Source organism: Streptomyces sp. NPDC054883 (assembly GCF_053610645.1).
Map to the genome: position 1 here is coordinate 1 of NZ_JBSGYT010000058.1, position 19003 is coordinate 19003.

Here is a 19003-nt window from a genome sequence, read left to right on the forward strand (position 1 = left end):
GCCCAATCCCCCCCCGCGGGCACGGGGGTTACTAAGCACCTGGAGTACACGGTGACCGGGCCCACCGGCGCCCCCCTGTCGGGGGGTGCGGGGGCCCGCGCCGGCGCGGGCCACCGCCGCGGCGCTCCGGCATCCCGGGCCACCCCGATGGGCGGCCCGGGATGCCGCTTTTGCCCCACCGTGCGAGGGTGAGCCCTGTACAGGCCCGAGCGATCGCCGTCCCGCGCGCTCGCGCCGCCCGCGCCGCTCGGACGGGAGGGGCTTCCCGGTGACTCAACGCCTCCGCGCGCCGGTGTGGGTGGCCTGGGCCGCGCTGGCCGCCGCCGCGCTGCTGGGCGTCGCGCCCGCGCAGGGCAGTGGCACCGCCTCCGCCCGGGTCCCAGTCGCCTCCGCGAGCTCCGATGCGGTGGCCGACGTACCCCAAGAGGCTTACGAGGAGCTGGCCGGCAGTGCCGCGGGGGTCGGGCGGGAGCGGCCCGGGCGGCCCGTGGGCGAGCCCGCCGACCCCGAGGCGATGGTGGCCTCCCGGCCCCGGCACCGGCCCGCGCGTCCGCCGGCCGTACCCCCTGGCACGGCGCCCAGCGGCGGGCCGACGGGCGGGCCGACCCGTGGGCCGTCCCCGGTGCCGTCCGCGGCGGGCTCCGCCGCGGCGAGCCCGGCTCCGAGCGGGGCACCGAGCGCCGGCACCGGGGTCAACGCGCTGGGCACGGGAGCGAACGACCGGGCCGCCGACCTGGCCGCGCACATGCTGCCCCTGGGGACCGGGCTCGCCCTGATGGGGCTGGGCCTGGGGTTCATCGGCGTGCGGCTGCGGCGCGGTCCGTAGCGGGCGGCGCGGCGCCCAGGAACGGCCGGTGCGGCCTTCGGAAGCGGTCCGTCCTCCTTGCGGTGTACGACTCCGGAGGGTTGCCCGGCAGGGCATACTCGGTATACATACTGAGTATGTCCATCCGCCACGGCCTCCTCGCCCTGCTCGAAAGGGGTCCTCGGTACGGCTCTCAGCTGCGTACCGAGTTCGAATCCCGCACCGGCTCCACCTGGCCGCTCAACGTCGGCCAGGTCTACACGACGCTCGCCCGCCTGGAGCGGGACGGCCTCGTCGCCCCCGGCGGCGAGGACCCGGCCGGCCACACGCTCTACGCCATCACCGACACCGGGCGCGCCGAACTGCGCGAGTGGTACGAGCGCCCCGTCGACCGCACCAACCCACCGCGTGACGAGCTGTCCATCAAGCTCGCCATGGCCGTCGGCGCGCCCGGCGTCGACATCCGCGCGGTCATCCAGTCGCAGCGGCACGCCACCATCCAGGCGATGCAGGACTACACCCGGCTCAAAGCCCAGGCCCTCACCGCGATCGAGAGCGGCAAGACCCGCGAACGCGACGACCTGGCCTGGCTGCTGGTCCTGGAACAGCTGATCTTCCAGACCGAGGCCGAAGCCCGCTGGCTCGACCACTGTGAAGCCCGGCTCATACGGCTCTCCCACTCGGCTGACAGCGGAGCCGCAGAACCAGCGCCACCGCCGCCCACCACCCCCGCGAGCGGCCCCGTCGCCGCCGCGACCACCGACGCGCCCCGCACCGCACCCACGCGGCGGCACTGAACCACCGTCCCAGGGGGGACCCACATGCCCGACCAGCACACGCAGCGCCCCGTACTCCAGTTGGAGAAACTCGTCCGTACGCACGGCAGCGGCGCCACCGAGGTACACGCCCTGCGCGGAATCGACCTGGCCGTCCATCCCGGTGAACTCGTCGCCGTCATGGGCCCCTCCGGCTCCGGCAAGTCCACGCTGCTCACCCTCGCCGGGGGGCTGGACACCCCCAGCTCCGGACGCGTCATCGTCGAGGGCACCGACCTCACCACCGCGAGCCGCAAGCAGTTGGCCGCGCTGCGCCGGCGCAGCATCGGCTACGTCTTCCAGGACTACAACCTGATCCCCGCCCTCACCGCCGCCGAGAACGTGGCGCTGCCCCGCGAACTCGACGGGGTCTCCGCCCGCAAGGCGCGCGCCTCCGCCCTGGCCGCGCTGGAGGAGATGAACCTCGGACAGCTGGCCGACCGATTCCCCGACGAGATGTCCGGCGGCCAGCAGCAGCGCGTGGCCATCGCCCGCGCCCTGGTCGGGGACCGGCGCCTGGTCCTGGCCGACGAGCCCACCGGCGCACTCGACTCCGAGACCGGTGAGTCCGTACTCGCCTTGCTGCGCTCGCGCTGCGACGCGGGTGCGGCCGGGATCCTGGTCACGCACGAGCCGCGGTTCGCCGCCTGGGCCGACCGGGTCGTGTTCCTGCGTGACGGCACCGTCGTCGACGAGACCCTGCGCAGCGGGGCCGACTCCCTGCTCTCCGGGCGGGCGGCCGGCCTGTGAGCACGTCGTCCCGCTCGTCGCACGGATCCCCGTCCTTCCCCTCGTCCTGGTACCACTCGTGGGTCGCGGCGGTCCGCATCGCCCGCCGTGACGCCTGGCGCGCCAAGGGGCGCAGCGCACTCGTCCTGGCGATGATCGCCCTGCCGATCCTCGGCGTGAGCGCCGTGGACCTCACCTGGCGCAGCTCCGAACTCTCCACCGAACAGACGCTGTCCCGGCAGCTCGGCGCGGCCGACGCGAGGCTGAGCGACACCTCCTTCGGCTCGGCCGTCTACCAGAACCCGTCGGGCGACCGGTACGAGCCCGTCGGCGGGTTCCGCGACTACGACTCCTCGAAGGCGAAGCTGGAGCACGTGCCGGTCCCGTCCACGCTGCCGCCGGGTGCCCAGAGCGTGCAGGACAGCCACGTCAGCGCGAAGGTCCGCACCACGCACGGGCTGCTCGACACCGAGCTGCGCGAGGTGGACACGGCCAGTCCGCTGGTGGCGGGGATGTTCACCCTCAAGCGGGGCCGGCTGCCCGCGGCGGCGGGCGAGGTCATCGCCACCGACTCCTTCCTCAAGGAGTCAGGCTTCTTCGTCGGCTCCGAGCTGACACCCCGTGGTGCGGCCCGGTCCTACCGGATCGTGGGCGCGTACGAGCTTCCGTCCTCCCTGAAGGCGGTGCAGATCACCGCACCGCCCCGGACCCTGCTCGCCCCGCTGGACCAGGCGCTGACCCGGGCCGGCGCCCAGGGGCTGAGCGTCAACGACAACTTCCTCGTCAAGGTCGGCGGTGATGGTTTCACGTGGAACATGGTGCGGGCGGCCAACACCAAGGGGCTCCTCGTCCTCTCGCGCGCCGTCAACCTGCACCCCCCGGCCGACTCCGAAGTCCCGCTGTACGCGCAACTGCGTGAGCAGGGAAGGGCCGACGACTACCAAGGAGGGTCGATCAGGGCGGTCGAACTGACCGTTCTGGCAACCGTCGTGGGCCTCGCCATGCTGGAGATCTGCCTGTTGGCCGGTCCGGCCTTCGCGGTCGGCGCCCGGCGGTCGGCCCGCCAGCTCGGCCTCGTCGGCGCCAACGGCGGAGACCGCCGGCACATCCGGGCCATCGTCCTGTCCGGCGGCCTCGTCATCGGCGCGGCGTCCGCCGTCATCGGCACCGCCCTCGGCGTGGCTCTCACCCTGGGCCTGCGGCCGGTGCTGGAGGAGTACCTCGGGCTGCGCTGGGGCGGGTTCGAGGTCCGCCCCCTGGAACTCCTCGCCGTCGCACTGGTCGCCGTACTGACCGGGCTGCTCGCCGCGGTCGTCCCCGCCGTCACCGCGTCCCGGCAGACCGTGCTGGCCTCGCTGACGGGCCGTCGCGGGGTCCGGCGCGCCAACCGGATCCTGCCCGTCATCGGGCTCGTCGGCGTCGCGTCGGGCGCGGCGCTCGCGCTGTACGGGGCCGTGTCGCAGACGGGCACGCTGGTGGTGGCCGGCGGCAGCGCCCTGGCCGAGCTGGGCGTCGTCGCCCTGACCCCGACGCTGGTCGGCCTGTTCGGGCGGGCGGGGCGGTGGCTGCCGCTGTCGCCGCGGCTCGCGCTGCGGGACGCCGTCCGCAACCGCGGGCGTACCGCTCCGGCGGTGGCGGCGGTACTGGCCGCCGTGGCCGGCACCGTGGCCGTGGCCACCTACCAGCACAGCACGGAGCTCCAGGCCCGGCACGAGTACGTGGCCTCGCTGCCCGCCGACGCGGGAATGCTGACGAACCAGGAGGACGACAGGTACAAGGACGTGCCCGCCGCCCGTCAAGCCCTCGCGAAGGAGTTCTCCCTGGCGGTGCGGGCCGACGTGGACCGGGTGGTGGTCGGCAAACCGTCCTGCGATTCGTACTCCACCGAGCCGGGCTGCGGGCGGCTGGAGATCATCAAGCCGCAGGAGAACCGCTGTCCGCTCTACGAGTCGAAGAACGGGGCCTCCGACTTCAGCCGGGACCAGGTGCGCGCCCTGCGCCGGGACTGGCGCTGCAAGGAGCGGCAGTACGTGCAGCCGCGCGAGACGGTCGTGGCCGACGAGAAGCTGCTGACGGTGCTGGGCGTCAGCGACCCCGGCGCGGTCGCCGCGCTGAAGTCGGGGCAGGCCGTCTCCTTCGACCGGCGCAACTTCAAGGCCGGCACGGTCACCCTCAGGGTGATCACGGAGGACGGCCGGGGGCTGCCGGGGCCCGGGGACGAGCCGAAGGGCGTCGACAAGGTCTTCCCGGTCTACCAGGCTCCCGACACGGTCACCGGCTACGGGATCGAAGTGGTCCTGCCCCCCGGCGCGGTGAAGGCGGCGGGCCTGGGCACGGCCCCGTTCGGCACCTACTTCACCCTCGCCGAGAAGCCCACGAGCACGCAACGCCAGGCGCTGGCAGGTCAGATCGACCGGATCGGCATCGATGCCCCCGTCAAGATCGAGGAGGGCTTCCAGGGGCGGGACAGCCTGGAGATCCTCGCTCTGACGATCTTCGCGGGCCTGGTCACCGTCGGTGCGGCCGGCATCGCCACCGGACTGGCGCAGGCTGATGCCGAGGCCGACCTCAAGACGCTGGCCGCCGTAGGGGCCCCGCCGCGGGTGCGGCGAACGCTGAGCGGGTTCCAGTGCGGGGTGGTGGCCCTGATGGGCGTCGCCCTCGGCACCGCCGCCGGGCTGCTGCCGGCGGCGGGGCTGCGGCTGACCGAGCGGCGGGCCGCGGAGGGGCTGATCTCCCGCTCCGGGGCCGACGAGGCCGTCTTCGTGCCGTTCGCCGTGCCGTGGGAGACGCTCGGGGGACTGCTGATCCTGGTCCCGCTCGGTGCGGCGGTACTTGCGGCGCTGGTAACGAAGTCGAGCGGCGCGCTGGCGCGGCGCGCGACGGGCTGACCGCGTGATGCTCACCGTTTGATTACGAGCCCTCGCACAGGGTGGATCACGCCTGTGCGGGGGCACATCGTGTGCGTACGGAGGTGTGCGAGAGAATATCGGCATGGAGATGCCGAGGAGTGAACGGTCGCAGGACAGCCCCCCGAACGTTCTGATCGTGGGACAAGACGGGTCGGCGGTCGGCGGCGCCGATGACGAGTCGCGCGAGGTTCCGGTGACGGAGATGGTCGAACAGCCCGCCAAGGTCATGCGGATCGGCAGCATGATCAAGCAACTCCTGGAAGAGGTGCGCGCCGCACCCCTCGACGAGGCGAGCCGGGTCCGGCTCAAGGACATCCATGCCGCGTCGGTGAAGGAACTGGAAGACGGCCTCGCCCCGGAGCTGGTCGAGGAACTGGAGCGCCTTTCCCTGCCGTTCACGGAGGAGGCGATTCCGTCGGAGGCCGAACTGCGGATCGCGCAGGCGCAGTTGGTGGGCTGGCTGGAGGGCCTCTTCCACGGGATCCAGACGGCCCTGTTCGCGCAGCAGATGGCGGCGCGGGCCCAGCTCGAACAGATGCGCCGCGCCCTCCCTGCGGGCGGGTCCCACGAGGACGACGAGGAGGGCCCCCACGGCGCCATCCGCTCGGGCCCGTACCTGTAACCCCGGTGTGGGGCGCCCTCCCGGCCGCCCCACACACCCGCCCCAGCCCCGTGGGCGCACCGCCGGCGGCAGCTGGGGGAGCTCAAGGCGCGGGGCCCCACCCAGCCCCGCCGCCGTTTGAGGCGCAGGGCCCGGGGCGAAGCCCCGATCAGTGACCCGCACCCCCGACACGGGGACGAAACCCGCCCCGCCGCCGTTTGAGGCGCAGGCCCCGGGGCGAAGCCCCGGTCGGTAACGCACGCCCACCCGGCAGGGCCCCGGCACAGGGCGGAACGCGCCCGCAACACACCCCCTGCATACTCATCGGCATGAGCTACGACGCGATCGTCCTCGCCGGCGGCGCCGCGCAGCGACTCGGCGGGGCCGACAAGCCCGGCCTGCACGTCGGCGGCCGCACCCTCCTCGACCGCGTCCTCGACGCCTGCCCCGACGCCGGCACCACCGTCGTCGTCGGCGACCGCCGCCCCACCACCCGCCCCGTCCGCTGGACCCGCGAGGACCCGCCCGGCGGCGGCCCCCTGGCCGCGCTCGATGCCGGGCTGCGCCACACCTCGGCCGCGCGGGTCCTCGTACTCTCCGCCGACCTGCCCTTCCTGGACCGGGACACCGTCCGCGCCCTGCTCGACGCGCCCGGCCCCGACGGGGTCATGCTCCGCGACCCCGACGGCCGCGACCAGCCCCTCGTCGCCGCCTACCGCACCGAGCCCCTGCGCCGGGAAATCGCCCTGGTGGCCACCGAAAACGGCACCCTCAGCGGACTCCCGCTGCGCGCCGTCACCGCCGGACTGGACCTGACCACCGTCACCGGCGCTGCGCCACTCGCCTCCTTCGACTGCGACACCTGGGACGATCTCGCGACGGCCCGCGCCCGGATCAGAGAGCATGGGACCGTGCTGGAGCAATGGATCACCGCCGTCAAGAACGAGCTGGGCATCGACGTCCCCGTCGACACCAAGGCCCTCCTCGACCTCGCCCGTGACGCCGCCCACGGCGTCGACCGGCCCGCGGCCCCGCTGACCACCTTCCTCGTGGGCTACGCCGCGGCCCGCGCCGAGACGACCGGGGCGGACCCCGCCCAGGCCGTCGCCGAAGCGTCCCGCAAGGCGGCCGCCCTGGCCCTGCGCTGGGCCGAGGAGGCCCCCGCGGCCGGTACGGAAGACGGCACCGGATGACCCGCACCGACGCCGACCGCGCCCTGGACGAGGCCCTCGCCCTGGTCAGCCGCGATCCCTCACCGCAGTCGCCGGGCGCTCCCGGCGCTTCCGGCCCCCTCGACGCGTCCGACCCGCTCCGTGCCGCCGGGGGCCACCGCGCCACGCCCTGGCTCCGGGCCAGGGAAACCGCCGTTCGGGCCGGCTCGGGCGTGCGCGCCCGCAGCCATCGGCTCCCGCTCGCCGACACCCTCGGCGAGGTGCTGGCCGCGCCCCTCGAAGCGCTCACGGACCTGCCCTCGTTCGACACCTCCGCCATGGACGGCTGGGCCGTTGCCGGTCCCGGCCCCTGGTCCGTCCGGCCCGGCGTCGGGATACTGGCAGGCTCCGACCGGCCCGAGCCCCTCGCCGACGGCGAGGCCGTGCCGATCGCCACCGGCGCCCGGATCCCCGCGGACACCACCGCCGTGATCCGCAGCGAGCACGCCCGCGAGGACGGCGGCCAGTTGTACGCGCAGCGGTCCGTCGTCACCGGCCAGGACATCCGGCCGCGCGGTCAGGAGTGCCGCTCGGGGGAGTTGCTGCTGCCGGCCGGCTCGCTGGTCACCCCGGCCCTGCTCGGCCTGGCCGCCGCCGCCGGGTACGACGAGCTGGAGACCCGGCCCCGGCCCACGGTCGAAGTCCTGGTGTTGGGCGATGAGTTGCTCACCGAGGGGCGCCCCCACGACGGCCTCGTCCGCGACGCCCTCAGTCCCATGCTGGGCCCCTGGCTCGGTCGGCTCGGCGCCGAAGTCACCGGCACGCGACTGCTCGGCGACGACCCGGCCGGAGCCGAGGCCCTGTTCGAGGCCGTCACCACGTCCACCGCCGATCTGATCGTCACGACGGGCGGCACCGCCTCGGGCCCCGTCGACCACGTCCACCCCGTGCTGAGCCGGGCCGGGGCGGAGCTGCTCATCGACGGGGTCGCAGTACGCCCCGGGCATCCGATGCTGCTGGCCCGGATCGGCGACCGCGTCGACGGCCGCCACGTGGTGGGGTTGCCCGGCAATCCGCTGGCCGCGGTGTCCGGGCTGCTGACGCTGGCCGAACCGCTGCTGCGCGCGCTCGCGGGCCGGCGCCGGCGCCCGCGGTACGCGGTTCCGGTCGAGGGGGACGTACCCGGCCACCCCTACGACACCCGGCTCGTGCCGGTACTCCTGACCGAGGAACACGCGGTGCCGTTGCGGTACCACGGCCCGGCGATGCTCCGCGGTGTGGCGGCCGCCGACGCGCTGGCAGTCGTACCGCCGCACGGCGCGCGGTCGGGGCAGGAGCTGGAAATGCTCGACCTGCCCTGGGCCTCGGGAGGATGTTTCACGTGAAACAGCCCGGCCAGGACGCGATGGCCCGGCGTGCGGACGAGGCGCTCGTGGCGCGGCAGGTCACCCTGCCCAAGCGCGTCGTTCAGAAGCCGTTGCGGCAGGTGGCGCGGCGGCTGCTGGTGGCCTTCTTCGTGATGTGCCTGACGGTGCTGATCGTGTGGCTCGACCGTGACGGTTATCACGACAACGCCAACGAGACGGTCGACTTCCTCGACTGCGTCTACTACGCGACCGTGACGCTCTCGACGACCGGCTACGGCGATATCGTCCCGTACAGCGCCAGTGCACGGCTGACCAACGTCTTGCTGATCACGCCGTTGCGCGTGCTGTTCCTGATCATCCTGGTCGGGACCACCCTGGAGGTCCTGACGGAGCGGACCCGGGAAGAGTGGCGGCTGAACCGCTGGAGGAAGAACGTGCGTGACCACACGGTCGTCGTCGGGTTCGGCACGAAGGGCCGGTCGGCCCTCCAGACACTGCTGGCCACCGGCCTGCGCAAGGACCAGATCGTGATCGTCGATCCGAGCGCCAAGGTGATCGACGTGGCGGCGGCCGAGGGTTTCACGGGTGTCGTCGGCGATGCCACCCGCTCGGACGTACTGCTGCGGGCCGAACTGCCCAGGGCCAGGCAGATCGTCATCGCCACGCAGCGCGACGATACGGCGGTGCTGGTGACGCTGACGGCGCGCCAGCTCAATCGTGGCGCGAAGATCGTCGCCGCGGTGCGGGAAGAGGAGAACGCGCCGCTGCTGCGGCAGTCGGGCGCGGACGCGGTGATCACGAGCGCGAGTGCGGCCGGACGGCTGCTGGGCCTGTCGGTGCTCAGCCCGAGCGCGGGAACCGTGATGGAGGACCTGATCCAGCAGGGCAGCGGCCTGGACCTGGTGGAACGGCCCGTCACCAGGCCCGAGGTCGGCAAGGGCGTGCGGGAGACGGAGGACCTGGTGGTGAGCGTGCTGCGGGGGCACCGGCTGCTCGGCTACGACGACCCGCACGCGAGTCCGCTCCAGTCGACGGACCGTCTGATCACCATCGTCCGTGCCGGTCCGGCGGCGGCGCCGGGGCCGGTCGGGTAGCCGCAGGGCGGGTCGGCGGGGCAGCGCGCCGCGTGGCCGGGGGAGGGCCGTCACCGGTGCGGTCGGGGCGCGGGTCGCGTAGCCTCCGGGCCATGCATGCGATCACCATCGAGCAGCCCGGCGGACCCGAGGCCCTGGTGTGGGCCGAAGTACCCGATCCGGTGGCAGGCCAGGGCGAGGTACTCGTCGAGGTCGCGGCGAGCGCCGTGAACCGTGCCGACGTCCTCCAGCGGCAGGGCTTCTACGACCCGCCGCCCGGTGCTTCCCGTTATCCCGGTCTGGAGTGTTCCGGACGGATCGTCGCGGTCGGGCAGGGCGTGTCCGGCTGGTCGGTGGGCGACGAGGTGTGCGCGCTGCTGGCCGGCGGGGGCTACGCGGAGCGCGTCGCGGTTCCCGCGGGGCAGTTGCTGCCGGTGCCGGCGGGGGTGGACCTGGTGACGGCGGCCGCACTGCCGGAGGTCGTGACCACGGTGTGGTCGAACGTGTTCATGGTCGCCGGGCTGCGTCCCGGCGAGACCCTGCTGGTGCACGGCGGGTCCAGCGGCATCGGCACGATGGCGATCCAGCTGGGCAAGGCGGTGGGCGCCCGGGTGGCGGTGACGGCGGGCGGCAAGGAGAAACTGGCGCGCTGTGCGGAACTGGGCGCCGACATCCTGATCGACTACCGCGAGCAGGACTTCGTGGAAGAGCTGCGGGCCGTGACGGACGGGGCCGGGGCGGACGTGATCCTGGACATCGTGGGTGCGAAGTACCTCGCGCGGAACCTGGACGCGCTGGCCGTGAACGGCCGGCTCGCGGTGATCGGGCTGCAGGGCGGGGTGAAGGCGGAGCTGAACCTGGGCGCACTGATGGCCAAGCGGGCGGCGGTCACCGCGACCTCGCTGCGGTCACGGCCGCTGGAGGAGAAGGCCGCGATCGTCGCGGCGGTGCGCGAGCACGTCTGGCCGCTCGTGTCGACGGGCCGGGTCCGGCCGGTGGTGCACGCCGCGTATCCGATGGCGGAGGCGGCCGAGGCGCACCGGGTGATGGAGTCCAGCGCGCATGTCGGCAAGCTGCTGCTGACCGTGTGAAGCCGGTCATCTGAGGGCGGCCGCCACGAGCCCTTCCAGGGCGTCGCGGGACACCTCGCCGTCCTTCGGCGACTGGTCGAGCACGAGCCCGTCCACCGAGGCCGGCAGGGCCAGGGTGCGGGCTTTGGGGTCGGCACGCCGTGGGCCGCGAGGAAGGCCCTTACGACGTCCCGCCCGGCGTTCTCGCGCGGCACGAGGATCTCGCGCAACTCGGGGTCCCGGACGCTCTCCAGGGCGCAGGCATGGCGGGCCAGGGAGCGCCGGCGGCCTTCGCCCGGCGCGAGCCGGGCCGCCGTCAGGGCGGCGAGGCCGTCGGCGAGTTCGGCGGGCGTGCGCGTCGGCGGGCGGGTGGCGCCGCTCGGCGACGCGGCGCACGCCATGACGCCGAACCTGGGGCAGGGGGCGTGCCAGGCGCTGGAGGACGCGGTGACGCCGGCCGCGGAACTGGCCGCCGGACCGGACGTGGCCGCTGCCCTGACCCGGTACGACACCGTCCGTCGGCCGCGGGCCGACGGGGTGGCGCGGGCGGCCCGCCGCGCGGGCCGCCTCGGCCACCGGCTGCGCCATCCCCGGGCCGTCCCCCTCCGCACCGCGGCCCGGTGCCTGACCCCCTCGGCGGTCACCGTCCGCATGCTCCTGCGCCCCACCACCTGGACCCCGCCCCACCTCCCCGGACCGCGCCGGCCCACAGAAGGGCGGCGGAGCGCAGGAGACGGGCAGAGGACAGGCCTGGGGTCTACGCGCAGCGGCATTCGTCCACCGGGGCTGGTGCGGAGCCCCAGGAGACGGGGAGCGGGCGGGGCCGAGATCCCCAGGGCGGCTTGCAGGGCCGCCCCCGGCCCGGACAACGGGCCACGGGCACCCCGCCGGGCCGGACGCCGCCCCGCCCGGGCAGCGCCGTCCCGGCCGAGCCCACGGACCTGCGCACCGAGGCCACCCGTGCCCGGCCGGGCCGTGGGCCTGCTCGGGTGGGTCCGGGTCGGCGGAGCGGAACCCGCTCGGCTACAGCGAGCGCAGCAGCACCGCCGGGGATTCCACGCAGTCCGCCACGTACCGCAGGAAGCCCCCCGCCGTGCCGCCGTCGCAGACCCGGTGGTCGAAGGTCAGCGACAGCTGGACCACCTGCCGCACCGCCAGCTCGCCCCGGTGGACCCACGGCTTCGGGATGATCCGGCCCACTCCCAGCATGGCCGCCTCCGGGTGGTTGATGATCGGCGTGGAGCCGTCGACCCCGAACACCCCGTAGTTGTTCAGGGTGAACGTCCCGCCCGTGAGGTCCGAAGGCGCCAGCTTCCCGGCCCGCGCCAGCTCCGTGAGCCGGGCGAACTCCGCCGACAGGGACTCCGGACTGCGCGTCTGGGCGTCCCGCACCACCGGAACCATCAGACCCCGATCGGTCTGCGCGGCGAAGCCGAGGTGCACGGCCGGGAGCCGGACGATCTCCTTCGCCGCCAGGTCCACCGTGGAGTTGAGCTCCGGGTACTTCGCGAGTGCGGCCGTGCAGATCCGGGCCAGCAGCGCCAGCACCGAGATCTTGGGGCCGCCCACGGCGTTCATCGCCGCCCGGGCCGCCATCAGTTCGGTGGCGTCCGCGTCCACCCAGCAGGTGGCCTCCGGGATTTCGCGGCGGCTCCGCGACAGCTTCTCCGCCACCGCCCCCCGCAGCCCCTTGAGCGGAATCCGCTCACCCGCCGGCGCGGCCACCGGTGCGGCCACCGGTGCCTGCGCGGCCTCCGCCCGCAGCACTGCCTCCACGTCCGCCCGCAGGATCAGTCCCTCGGGGCCCGACCCGCGCAGCGCCCGCAAGTCGACCCCGTTGTCCCGGGCCAGCTTCCGCACGAGCGGCGAGATCACCGGAACCGGCCCCGCCACAACCGGAGCCACAGCCGGAGCAACGGCCACCGCGGCAGCAGCCGGGGCCGAAGCCACACCCGGCCGGACCCGCCGCCTGCGCGCCGGCCGCGAGTGGTCCGTGCCGTACCCGACCAGCACGTTCCCCGAACCCGCCGACTCCTTGGACTCCGCCGCCTGCGACGGCTCCACGGGACCCACCGCCACCGTGATCAGCGGTGCGCCGACCGGCAGTTCGGTCCCCTCCTCCCCGAACCGGGCGGTGACCACGCCCCCGTACGGGCACGGCACCTCCACCATCGCCTTCGCCGTCTCGACCTCGACCACCGGCTGGTCGATCTCGACGACGTCGCCGACCGCCACCAGCCAGCGCACGATCTCCGCCTCGGTCAGCCCCTCCCCGAGGTCGGGCAGCTTGAACTCCATCACCTGCGGCATCAGTTCTCCCATTGCAGGCGTCCCACGGTGTCCAGGATCCGGTCCACGCCCGGCAGGTGGTGCTTCTCCAGCATCGGCGGCGGATACGGGATGTCGAACCCCGTCACCCGCAGCACCGGCGCCTCCAGGTGGTGGAAGCACCGCTCCGTCACCCGAGCGGCGATCTCCGCGCCCGGCCCGCCGAAGCCCCCGGCTTCGTGGACCACCACCGCGCGTCCTGTCCGGCGTACCGAGGCGACGACCGTCTCCTCGTCGAACGGGACCAGCGAGCGCAGGTCCACGACCTCCAGGTCCCAGCCCTCCTCGCGCGCCGCCTCGGCGGCCTCCAGGCACACCGGCAGCGACGGCCCGTAGGTGATCAGCGTCGCGCTCGTGCCCGCCCGCCGCACCAGCGCCTTGCCGATGCCCGGAACCTCCGCCGGAGCCTCGGGTGACCATGGCGCCTTCGACCAGTACAGCCGCTTCGGCTCCAGGAAGACCACCGGGTCGTCGCTCGCGATCGACGCGCGCAGCAGCCCGTACGCGTCCTCGACGGTCGCCGGGGTGACCACGGTCAGCCCGGGCGTCGCCACGTAGTACGCCTCGGAGGAGTCGCTGTGGTGCTCCACCCCGCCGATCCCGCCGCCGTACGGCACGCGGATGGTGATCGGCAGCGGCATCGCGCCGCGCGTACGGTTGCGCATCTTCGCCACGTGCGAGATGAGCTGCTCGAAGGCCGGGTACGCGAACGCGTCGAACTGCATCTCCACGACCGGCCGCAGCCCGTACATGGCCATGCCCACCGCGGCGCCCAGGATTCCGGCCTCCGCGAGCGGGGTGTCCGTACAGCGGTCCTCGCCGAACTCCTTCGCCAGACCGTCCGTGATCCGGAAGACCCCGCCGAGCGTGCCGACGTCCTCGCCCATCACGTGGACCGTCGGGTCCTCGGCCATCGCGTCGCGCATCGCCCTGCCGAGGGCCTGCGCCATGGTCGCCGGCTTCGTCTCCGGCTTCACCGCCACCGTCGCCATCACTCGTTCTCCGCTTCCAGCTCGGCGCGCAGCAGCTCCGCCTGCTCGCGCAGCCGCCCGGTCTGCTCCGCGTAGACGTGCGCGAAGAGGTCCATCGGGTCGAGCACCGGCTCGGCGTTCATCGCGTCCCGCAGGGCCGCTGCCATCGCCTCGGCCGCGTCCTTGGCCACCTGTATGCCCTCCGCGTCCAGCAGCCCGCGCGAGGTCAGCTCGCGCTCCAGCAGCTCCACCGGGTCGTGCGCCTTCCAGGCCTCCACCTCGGAATCCGTGCGGTAGCGGGTCGCGTCATCGGCGTTGGTGTGCGCCTCGATCCGGTACGTGACCGCCTCGATCAGCGTCGGACCGCCGCCCGAGCGCGCCCGGTCGACCGCCCCGGTCAGCACCTCGTGCATCGCGGCGATGTCGTTGCCGTCGACCAGCCGGCCGGGCATCCCGTACCCGACGGCCTTGTGGGCCAGGGTCGGGGCGGCGGTCTGCTTGGCGAGCGGGACGGATATCGCGAAGCCGTTGTTCTGGACCAGGAAGACCACCGGGGCCTGCCACACCGCGGCGAAGTTCAGCGCTTCGTGGAAGTCGCCCTCGCTGGTACCGCCGTCGCCGACCATGGCGAGCGCGACCACGTCGTCCCCGCGCAGCCGGGCCGCGTGCGCCAGCCCCACCGCGTGCGGCAGCTGGGTGGCGAGCGGGGTGCTCAGCGGGGCGATCCGGTGCTCGCGCGGGTCGTAGCCGGTGTGCCAGTCGCCGCGCAGCAGGGTCAGCGCCTGTACGGGGTCCAGACCGCGCGCCACGGCCGCCAGGGTGTCCCGGTAGCTGGGGAAGAGCCAGTCGCGGTCCTCGAGGACCAGCGCGGCGGCGATCTCGCAGGCCTCCTGGCCGACGGTCGACGGGTAGACGGCGAGCCGCCCCTGCCGGGTGAGCGCGGTGGCCTGGGCGTTGTAGCGGCGTCCGCGCACCAGCTCGGCGTAGTAGCGGCGCATCAGCTCGGCATCGAGCTTGTCCGCCGCAGCGGTGCCCAGCACCCGGTAGGGCTCGGGGTCCGGGAGCAGCGGGGCGGCGTCCGTACGCGGCCTCCAGGCGGGCGGCGGGGTCGAACGGTGGGACGCCCCGGCACCGGGCAGCTCTTGGACCGTCATGGCGGCGTACACCTCCTCGTAGGAAGCGGGCAGGAGAGCCCCGGGTGTGAGGCGCCTCACCTACCGATTGTTCGGTTGTCTGCGCAATTTGGCTACAGGCGCCTCCAGGCTGTGGACAAAGTGGCGCCGGGGCCCTGGGATGGGTGCAGGACGTCCAGGAGAGGGAGGCAGTGGGCAATGCCGGATGAACAAATGGCCGCGGCGGGCTCCGCCGGGGGATCCGCACCGGTCCCGCCCGGAGGCACCAGGGCGGCACCACCGGCACCGCCCGCACCGCCCGCTCCTTCCGGACCGCCGCCCGGCTCCGCCGCCGCGGCGCCCGTCCCGCCCCGGCCGCTGGACCCGATCGACCGCTCGATCCTGCGGCTGCTCCAGGCGGACGGCCGGACGTCGATACGGTCCGTCGCGGAACAGGTCCACGTGTCCCGCGCCAACGCCTATGCGCGGATCAACCGGCTGATCGACGACGGCGTGATCCAGGGCTTCACGGCCCGGGTGAACCACGAACGCGCAGGTCAGGGCGCATCGGCGTACATCACACTGAAGATCGTCCAGAATTCGTGGCGTACGGTGCGCGAGAAGCTGCGCGAGCTGCCCGGCGCGGCTCACATCGCCCTCGTGAGCGGCGACTTCGACGTGCTCCTGCTGGTGCACACCCCGGACAACCGGACCCTGCGCGAGCTGGTCCTCACCCGCCTCCAGTCGATCCCGGAGGTGCTCTCCACCCGCACGCTGCTGGTGTTCGAGGAAACGGACCTGCTGGACCCGGGCCCGCCCGGCGGTACCACCCTCACCCCGCTCGCCGAGGAGCAGCCGTAGGCCGTAGGAGTGCGCGCAGCTCGCCGAGGAGTTCCGCGGTCGCGGCGTCCGCCGCGGGCACGTGGGCGGCGTAGTCCAGGAAGCCGTGGACGAGCCCGGGGTACCGGTGCGACGACACCGGAACCCCGGCGTCCGCCAGGACCCGGGCGTAGGCCAGTGCCTGGTCCCGCAGCGGGTCGAACTCGCCGACGCCGATCACCGCCGGTGCCAGCGCCCGGTGGTCCTCGGCGAGCAGCGGCGAGGCGCGGCCGTCGGCGGCGGTCGCCGGGTCGTTCCCGGCGTAGAGCAGGATGTCGTCCTCGATCTCGGCGGCGGTCAGCCCGTAACCGGTGGCGTTCTCCGCCATCGACGGGTAGCCGCCGCGGCCGGTGAGGTCGGTCACCGGGTACGCCAGCAGCTGCCCGGCGACCGGTGTGCCCGAGTCGCGCAGGGCCAGGGCCACGGCCGCGGCGAGGTTGGCGCCCGCGCCGTCCCCGGCGAGCGCGAACACGCCGCTGCCGCCGCCGAAGCGCTCGGGATGGCCGACGACGTCCCGGGCGACGGCGAGGCAGTCCTCGTAGGCGGCCGGGAAGGGGTGCTCGGGCGCGAGCCGGTAGCCGACGGCGACCACGACCGCCGCCACGTCCCGGCACAGGCGGCGGCCGAGCGCGTCGTGGGTGTCCAGGTCGCCGGCGACGAAGCCGCCGCCGTGGCAGAAGACGACGGCGGGTGCGGGGCCCGCGGGCCGCGGGCGGTAGATCCGTACGGGGACCCCGGCGAGGGTGTCGTCCGCCACGGAGCCCACGGCGATCGGCGGCGCGGGGGCGACGGCCGGCGAGAGCCGCCGGTCGCGGGCCCGCCTCTCCGCCACGTCCGGCAGCGGGACGGGCGGCGGCCCGTCGGCGCCGAAGCGGTGCATGAGGGCGGCGATGTCCGGGTCCAGGGCCATGCCGCCATCGTCACCGCGGCGTGCGGCGGCCGCCGCACGGGCGGAGCCGTTCAGGTGGCCGGGCCCGGACGGCGGCCGTTCAGGCGGTGCTCGTGCGCAGTCCGCCGAAGGCCATGTGGACGACGGCGTCCGCGAGCTGTGAGTGGTCGGCGCCGGGGTACGGGCGGTACCACTCGACGAGGGAGTTCACCATGCCGAACAGCAGACGGGTGGCGAGCCTGCTGTCGACGTCCGCGCGCAGGTCGCCCTCGGCCGCGGCGGCCTTCAGGAGGTCGGCCACCGCGTGGTCGAACTCGCGGCGGCGCTCCAGCGCCCAGCGCTCGGTGCGCGTGTTGCCCCGGACGCGCAGCAGCAGCGTCACGTACGGCAGTTCGGCCAGCAGCACCTCCACCGTGCGCCGGGTGACGTACTCGACCCGCTCCACGGCGCGGCCGCGCAGCGCGCCCGGCTCTTCGAGGACCGCGAAGAGGCCGTCGAGGGCGCGGCTGACCGCCCGCCTGAGCAGCTCCTCCTTGCCCGCGACGTGATGGTAGATCGATGACTTGGAGATGCCCGCGGCCTTGGAGAGGTGTTCCATCGAGGTGCCGTCGTAGCCCCGCTCGTTGAAGACCTGGACCGCCACCGAGAGCAGCGTCTCGGGGGTGTACGTGTCACGCCGGGCGGTGGTCACTGGGCGGCCCCCCGGGCGTCGTCCCGGCCGGCGGCCTCGCGCTCGTCCTCGAACCCTTCGTCGTCCTCCGCGTAGCCGAGTTTGAACAGCGCGAGGGAGGGCGCGTACCGGCCGCCCGGGCAGCGCTCGTCGAGGTGGTGCAGCAGGTCGTACGCCCAGTCGCGGCCGAGGCGCTCGTGCCACGCGGACGGGCCCAGCGGGTAGTTGACGCCGAGCCGCATCGCCGTGTCGATGTCCTCGGCGGTGGCCACGCCCCGGGCGACGGCGTCGGCGGTCAGGTCGATCAGCATCGCGACGGTCCGGGCGACGATCATGCCGGGCACGTCGCCGATGACGGAGACGTTCTTGCCGAGCTTCTGGAAGAGGCCGACGGCCTCCGCGAGGGTGCGCTCGCTGGTGTCCGGGCCGGCGGCGAGCGCGATGCGGCCGGCGGCGCGGTAGTCGAGCGCGAGGTCGAAGTAGACGACGTCCGCGAACTCGACCGAGGTCTTGCCGTCCGCGAGCACGAGCTGGCCCTCGCCGGGCAGCTGGATGTAAGGACCGCCGTGCCCGGTGGCCGTGACCGCGATCCCCGCCTCCTCCAGCAGGTCGACCAGAGCGGCCGCCGGGCCCAGGTCACCGACGACGGTGACCTTGGCCGGGGCCTCCTCGGGACCGGCGGTGTGCGGCTGCGGGAGCGGGGCGTCCGGGCCGTACGGGAACCAGCCGTGCCCCGACTTGCGGCCGAGGCGGCCGGACTGGACGAGCCGGCGCTGCGCGAGCGAGGGGGTGAACTTGGGGCTGCGGAAGAAGGAGTCCCAGACGGAGCGGGTGACGGCCTCGTTGACGTCCTGGCCGATCAGGTCGGTCAGCTCGAACGGGCCCATCTTGAAGCCGGCGCTCTCGCGGAGCACGGCGTCGATGGTGGCCGGGTCCGCGCCCTGCTCTTCGTACACCGCGAAGGCCTCGGCGTAGAAGGGGCGGGCGATCCGGTTGACGATGAAGCCGGGCGTATCGGCGCAGCGGACCGGCGTCTTGCCCCAGCCCAGGACGGTCTCGTATGCGCGCTCGGCGGCGGCCGGGCCGGTCGCGAACCCGCTGACGACCTCGACGAGCGGGAGCAGCGGGGCCGGGTTGAAGAAGTGCAGGCCGAGGAAGCGGCCGGGGTGGGCGAGGCCGGCGGCGAGCTCGGTGACGGAGAGGGACGAGGTGTTGGTCGCCAGCAGGGTGTCCGGCGAAACCACCCCTTCGAGTGCGGCGAAGAGTCCGCGCTTGACGGTGGCGTCCTCGACGACCGCCTCGATGACGAGAGCGGCGTCCGCCAGCTCGGAGAGCGCCTGGGCCGCATTGATCCGGCCGTTCGCCTCGTCGGCGGCGGCCCGGTCCAGCCGGCCCTTCGCGGACAGCCGCTCGACGCGGTCGCGGACCTGGGCGACGCCGGCGCGGGCCGCGTCGGCGTCGATGTCGTGGATCAGCACGCGGTGACCTGCGAGGAGGGCGACCTGGGCGATCCCCTGCCCCATGGTGCCGGCGCCGATGACCGCCACTGTGCGGGACCGCTCGATTGCTGTCATGACCCGATCCTCCCGCACGGACTTATCCACAGGCCTGCCGGGCCCTCTTGTCCCGAC

Annotated in this window: 16 protein-coding genes and 2 pseudogenes; 11 read left to right on the plus strand and 7 right to left on the minus strand. The window is 74.2% G+C overall.

All coding sequences use genetic code 11. The annotated features are described in order from the left end of the window. The first annotated feature begins 268 nt into the window (after positions 1 to 268). The 9 genes from ACWGH1_RS30680 (at position 269) to ACWGH1_RS30720 (ending at position 10544) form a co-directional block, all read left to right on the plus strand. Positions 269 to 826: a hypothetical protein gene (locus ACWGH1_RS30680; protein WP_453356071.1), complete on the plus strand. Its 558-nt coding sequence runs from the start codon at positions 269 to 271 to the stop codon at positions 824 to 826. Positions 827 to 942: 116 nt separating this feature from the next. Further along, positions 943 to 1602: a PadR family transcriptional regulator gene (locus ACWGH1_RS30685; protein ID WP_453356072.1), complete on the plus strand. Its 660-nt coding sequence runs from the start codon at positions 943 to 945 to the stop codon at positions 1600 to 1602. A 24-nt stretch (positions 1603 to 1626) separates the two neighbouring features. Further along, a complete protein-coding gene (locus ACWGH1_RS30690; RefSeq protein WP_453356073.1) occupies positions 1627 to 2370 on the plus strand; it encodes an ABC transporter ATP-binding protein in 744 nt (247 codons plus the stop codon). A 131-nt stretch (positions 2371 to 2501) separates the two neighbouring features. Then, positions 2502 to 5240: an FtsX-like permease family protein gene (locus tag ACWGH1_RS30695; RefSeq protein ID WP_453409201.1), complete on the plus strand. Its 2739-nt coding sequence runs from the start codon at positions 2502 to 2504 to the stop codon at positions 5238 to 5240. A gap of 103 nt (positions 5241 to 5343) precedes the next feature. Further along, positions 5344 to 5883, plus strand: a complete 540-nt coding sequence (locus ACWGH1_RS30700) for a bacterial proteasome activator family protein (RefSeq protein ID WP_453409198.1) — start codon at positions 5344 to 5346, stop codon at positions 5881 to 5883. Between the two features lie 308 nt (positions 5884 to 6191). Continuing rightward, the gene (locus ACWGH1_RS30705) at positions 6192 to 7055 is read left to right on the plus strand and encodes an NTP transferase domain-containing protein (RefSeq protein ID WP_453356021.1); all 864 of its coding nucleotides are present in this window, start codon (positions 6192 to 6194) and stop codon (positions 7053 to 7055) included. Then, positions 7052 to 8398 (plus strand): molybdopterin molybdotransferase MoeA, encoded by a 1347-nt coding sequence (locus ACWGH1_RS30710; RefSeq protein ID WP_453356020.1) that lies wholly within the window; start codon positions 7052 to 7054, stop codon positions 8396 to 8398. The genes ACWGH1_RS30705 and ACWGH1_RS30710 overlap by 4 nt, the downstream gene beginning before the upstream one ends. Further along, positions 8386 to 9474, plus strand: a complete 1089-nt coding sequence (locus tag ACWGH1_RS30715; protein WP_453356019.1) for a potassium channel family protein — start codon at positions 8386 to 8388, stop codon at positions 9472 to 9474. The genes ACWGH1_RS30710 and ACWGH1_RS30715 overlap by 13 nt, the downstream gene beginning before the upstream one ends. Before the next feature lie 92 nt (positions 9475 to 9566). Next, the gene (locus ACWGH1_RS30720; protein WP_453356018.1) at positions 9567 to 10544 is read left to right on the plus strand and encodes an NAD(P)H-quinone oxidoreductase; all 978 of its coding nucleotides are present in this window, start codon (positions 9567 to 9569) and stop codon (positions 10542 to 10544) included. Positions 10545 to 10726: 182 nt separating this feature from the next. Here ACWGH1_RS30720 and ACWGH1_RS30725 read toward each other — a convergent pair. Further along, positions 10727 to 10924, minus strand: a pseudogene (locus ACWGH1_RS30725) (hypothetical protein); the annotation flags it as partial. Between ACWGH1_RS30725 and ACWGH1_RS30730 the strand changes: the two are divergent. Then, positions 10887 to 11213: pseudogene (locus tag ACWGH1_RS30730) on the plus strand (FAD-dependent monooxygenase); the annotation flags it as partial. The pseudogenes ACWGH1_RS30725 and ACWGH1_RS30730 overlap by 38 nt on opposite strands. A 333-nt stretch (positions 11214 to 11546) precedes the next feature. On the opposite strand, the gene ACWGH1_RS30735 reads toward ACWGH1_RS30730, so the two are convergent. The 3 genes from ACWGH1_RS30735 to pdhA are packed head-to-tail and all read right to left on the minus strand — an operon-like array spanning position 11547 to position 14976. Further along, complete coding sequence (locus tag ACWGH1_RS30735; RefSeq protein WP_453352186.1) at positions 11547 to 12833, minus strand: dihydrolipoamide acetyltransferase family protein; 1287 nt, start codon at positions 12831 to 12833, stop codon at positions 11547 to 11549. Beyond that, positions 12833 to 13843: an alpha-ketoacid dehydrogenase subunit beta gene (locus ACWGH1_RS30740; RefSeq protein WP_453352172.1), complete on the minus strand. Its 1011-nt coding sequence runs from the start codon at positions 13841 to 13843 to the stop codon at positions 12833 to 12835. Before ACWGH1_RS30740 ends, ACWGH1_RS30735 begins: the two co-directional genes overlap by 1 nt. Next, on the minus strand, positions 13843 to 14976 hold the full coding sequence (gene pdhA / locus ACWGH1_RS30745; protein WP_453352187.1) for a pyruvate dehydrogenase (acetyl-transferring) E1 component subunit alpha: 1134 nt from the start codon (positions 14974 to 14976) through the stop codon (positions 13843 to 13845). Before pdhA ends, ACWGH1_RS30740 begins: the two co-directional genes overlap by 1 nt. A gap of 177 nt (positions 14977 to 15153) precedes the next feature. On the opposite strand from pdhA, the gene ACWGH1_RS30750 reads away from it, so the two are divergent. Beyond that, the gene (locus tag ACWGH1_RS30750) at positions 15154 to 15795 is read left to right on the plus strand and encodes an Lrp/AsnC family transcriptional regulator (RefSeq protein ID WP_453352173.1); all 642 of its coding nucleotides are present in this window, start codon (positions 15154 to 15156) and stop codon (positions 15793 to 15795) included. On the opposite strand, the gene ACWGH1_RS30755 is transcribed toward ACWGH1_RS30750, so the two are convergent. The 3 genes from ACWGH1_RS30755 to ACWGH1_RS30765 form a co-directional block, all read right to left on the minus strand. After that, positions 15767 to 16723 carry an alpha/beta hydrolase gene (locus ACWGH1_RS30755; protein WP_453352174.1) on the minus strand — a complete coding sequence of 319 codons (957 nt, stop codon included), beginning with the start codon at positions 16721 to 16723 and terminating at the stop codon, positions 15767 to 15769. The two genes, ACWGH1_RS30750 and ACWGH1_RS30755, sit on opposite strands and share 29 nt — an antisense overlap. 79 nt (positions 16724 to 16802) lie before the next feature. Continuing rightward, complete coding sequence (locus ACWGH1_RS30760) at positions 16803 to 17393, minus strand: TetR/AcrR family transcriptional regulator (RefSeq protein WP_453352175.1); 591 nt, start codon at positions 17391 to 17393, stop codon at positions 16803 to 16805. Then, complete coding sequence (locus ACWGH1_RS30765) at positions 17390 to 18946, minus strand: 3-hydroxyacyl-CoA dehydrogenase (RefSeq protein ID WP_453352176.1); 1557 nt, start codon at positions 18944 to 18946, stop codon at positions 17390 to 17392. Before ACWGH1_RS30765 ends, ACWGH1_RS30760 begins: the two co-directional genes overlap by 4 nt. Positions 18947 to 19003 lie beyond the last annotated feature (57 nt).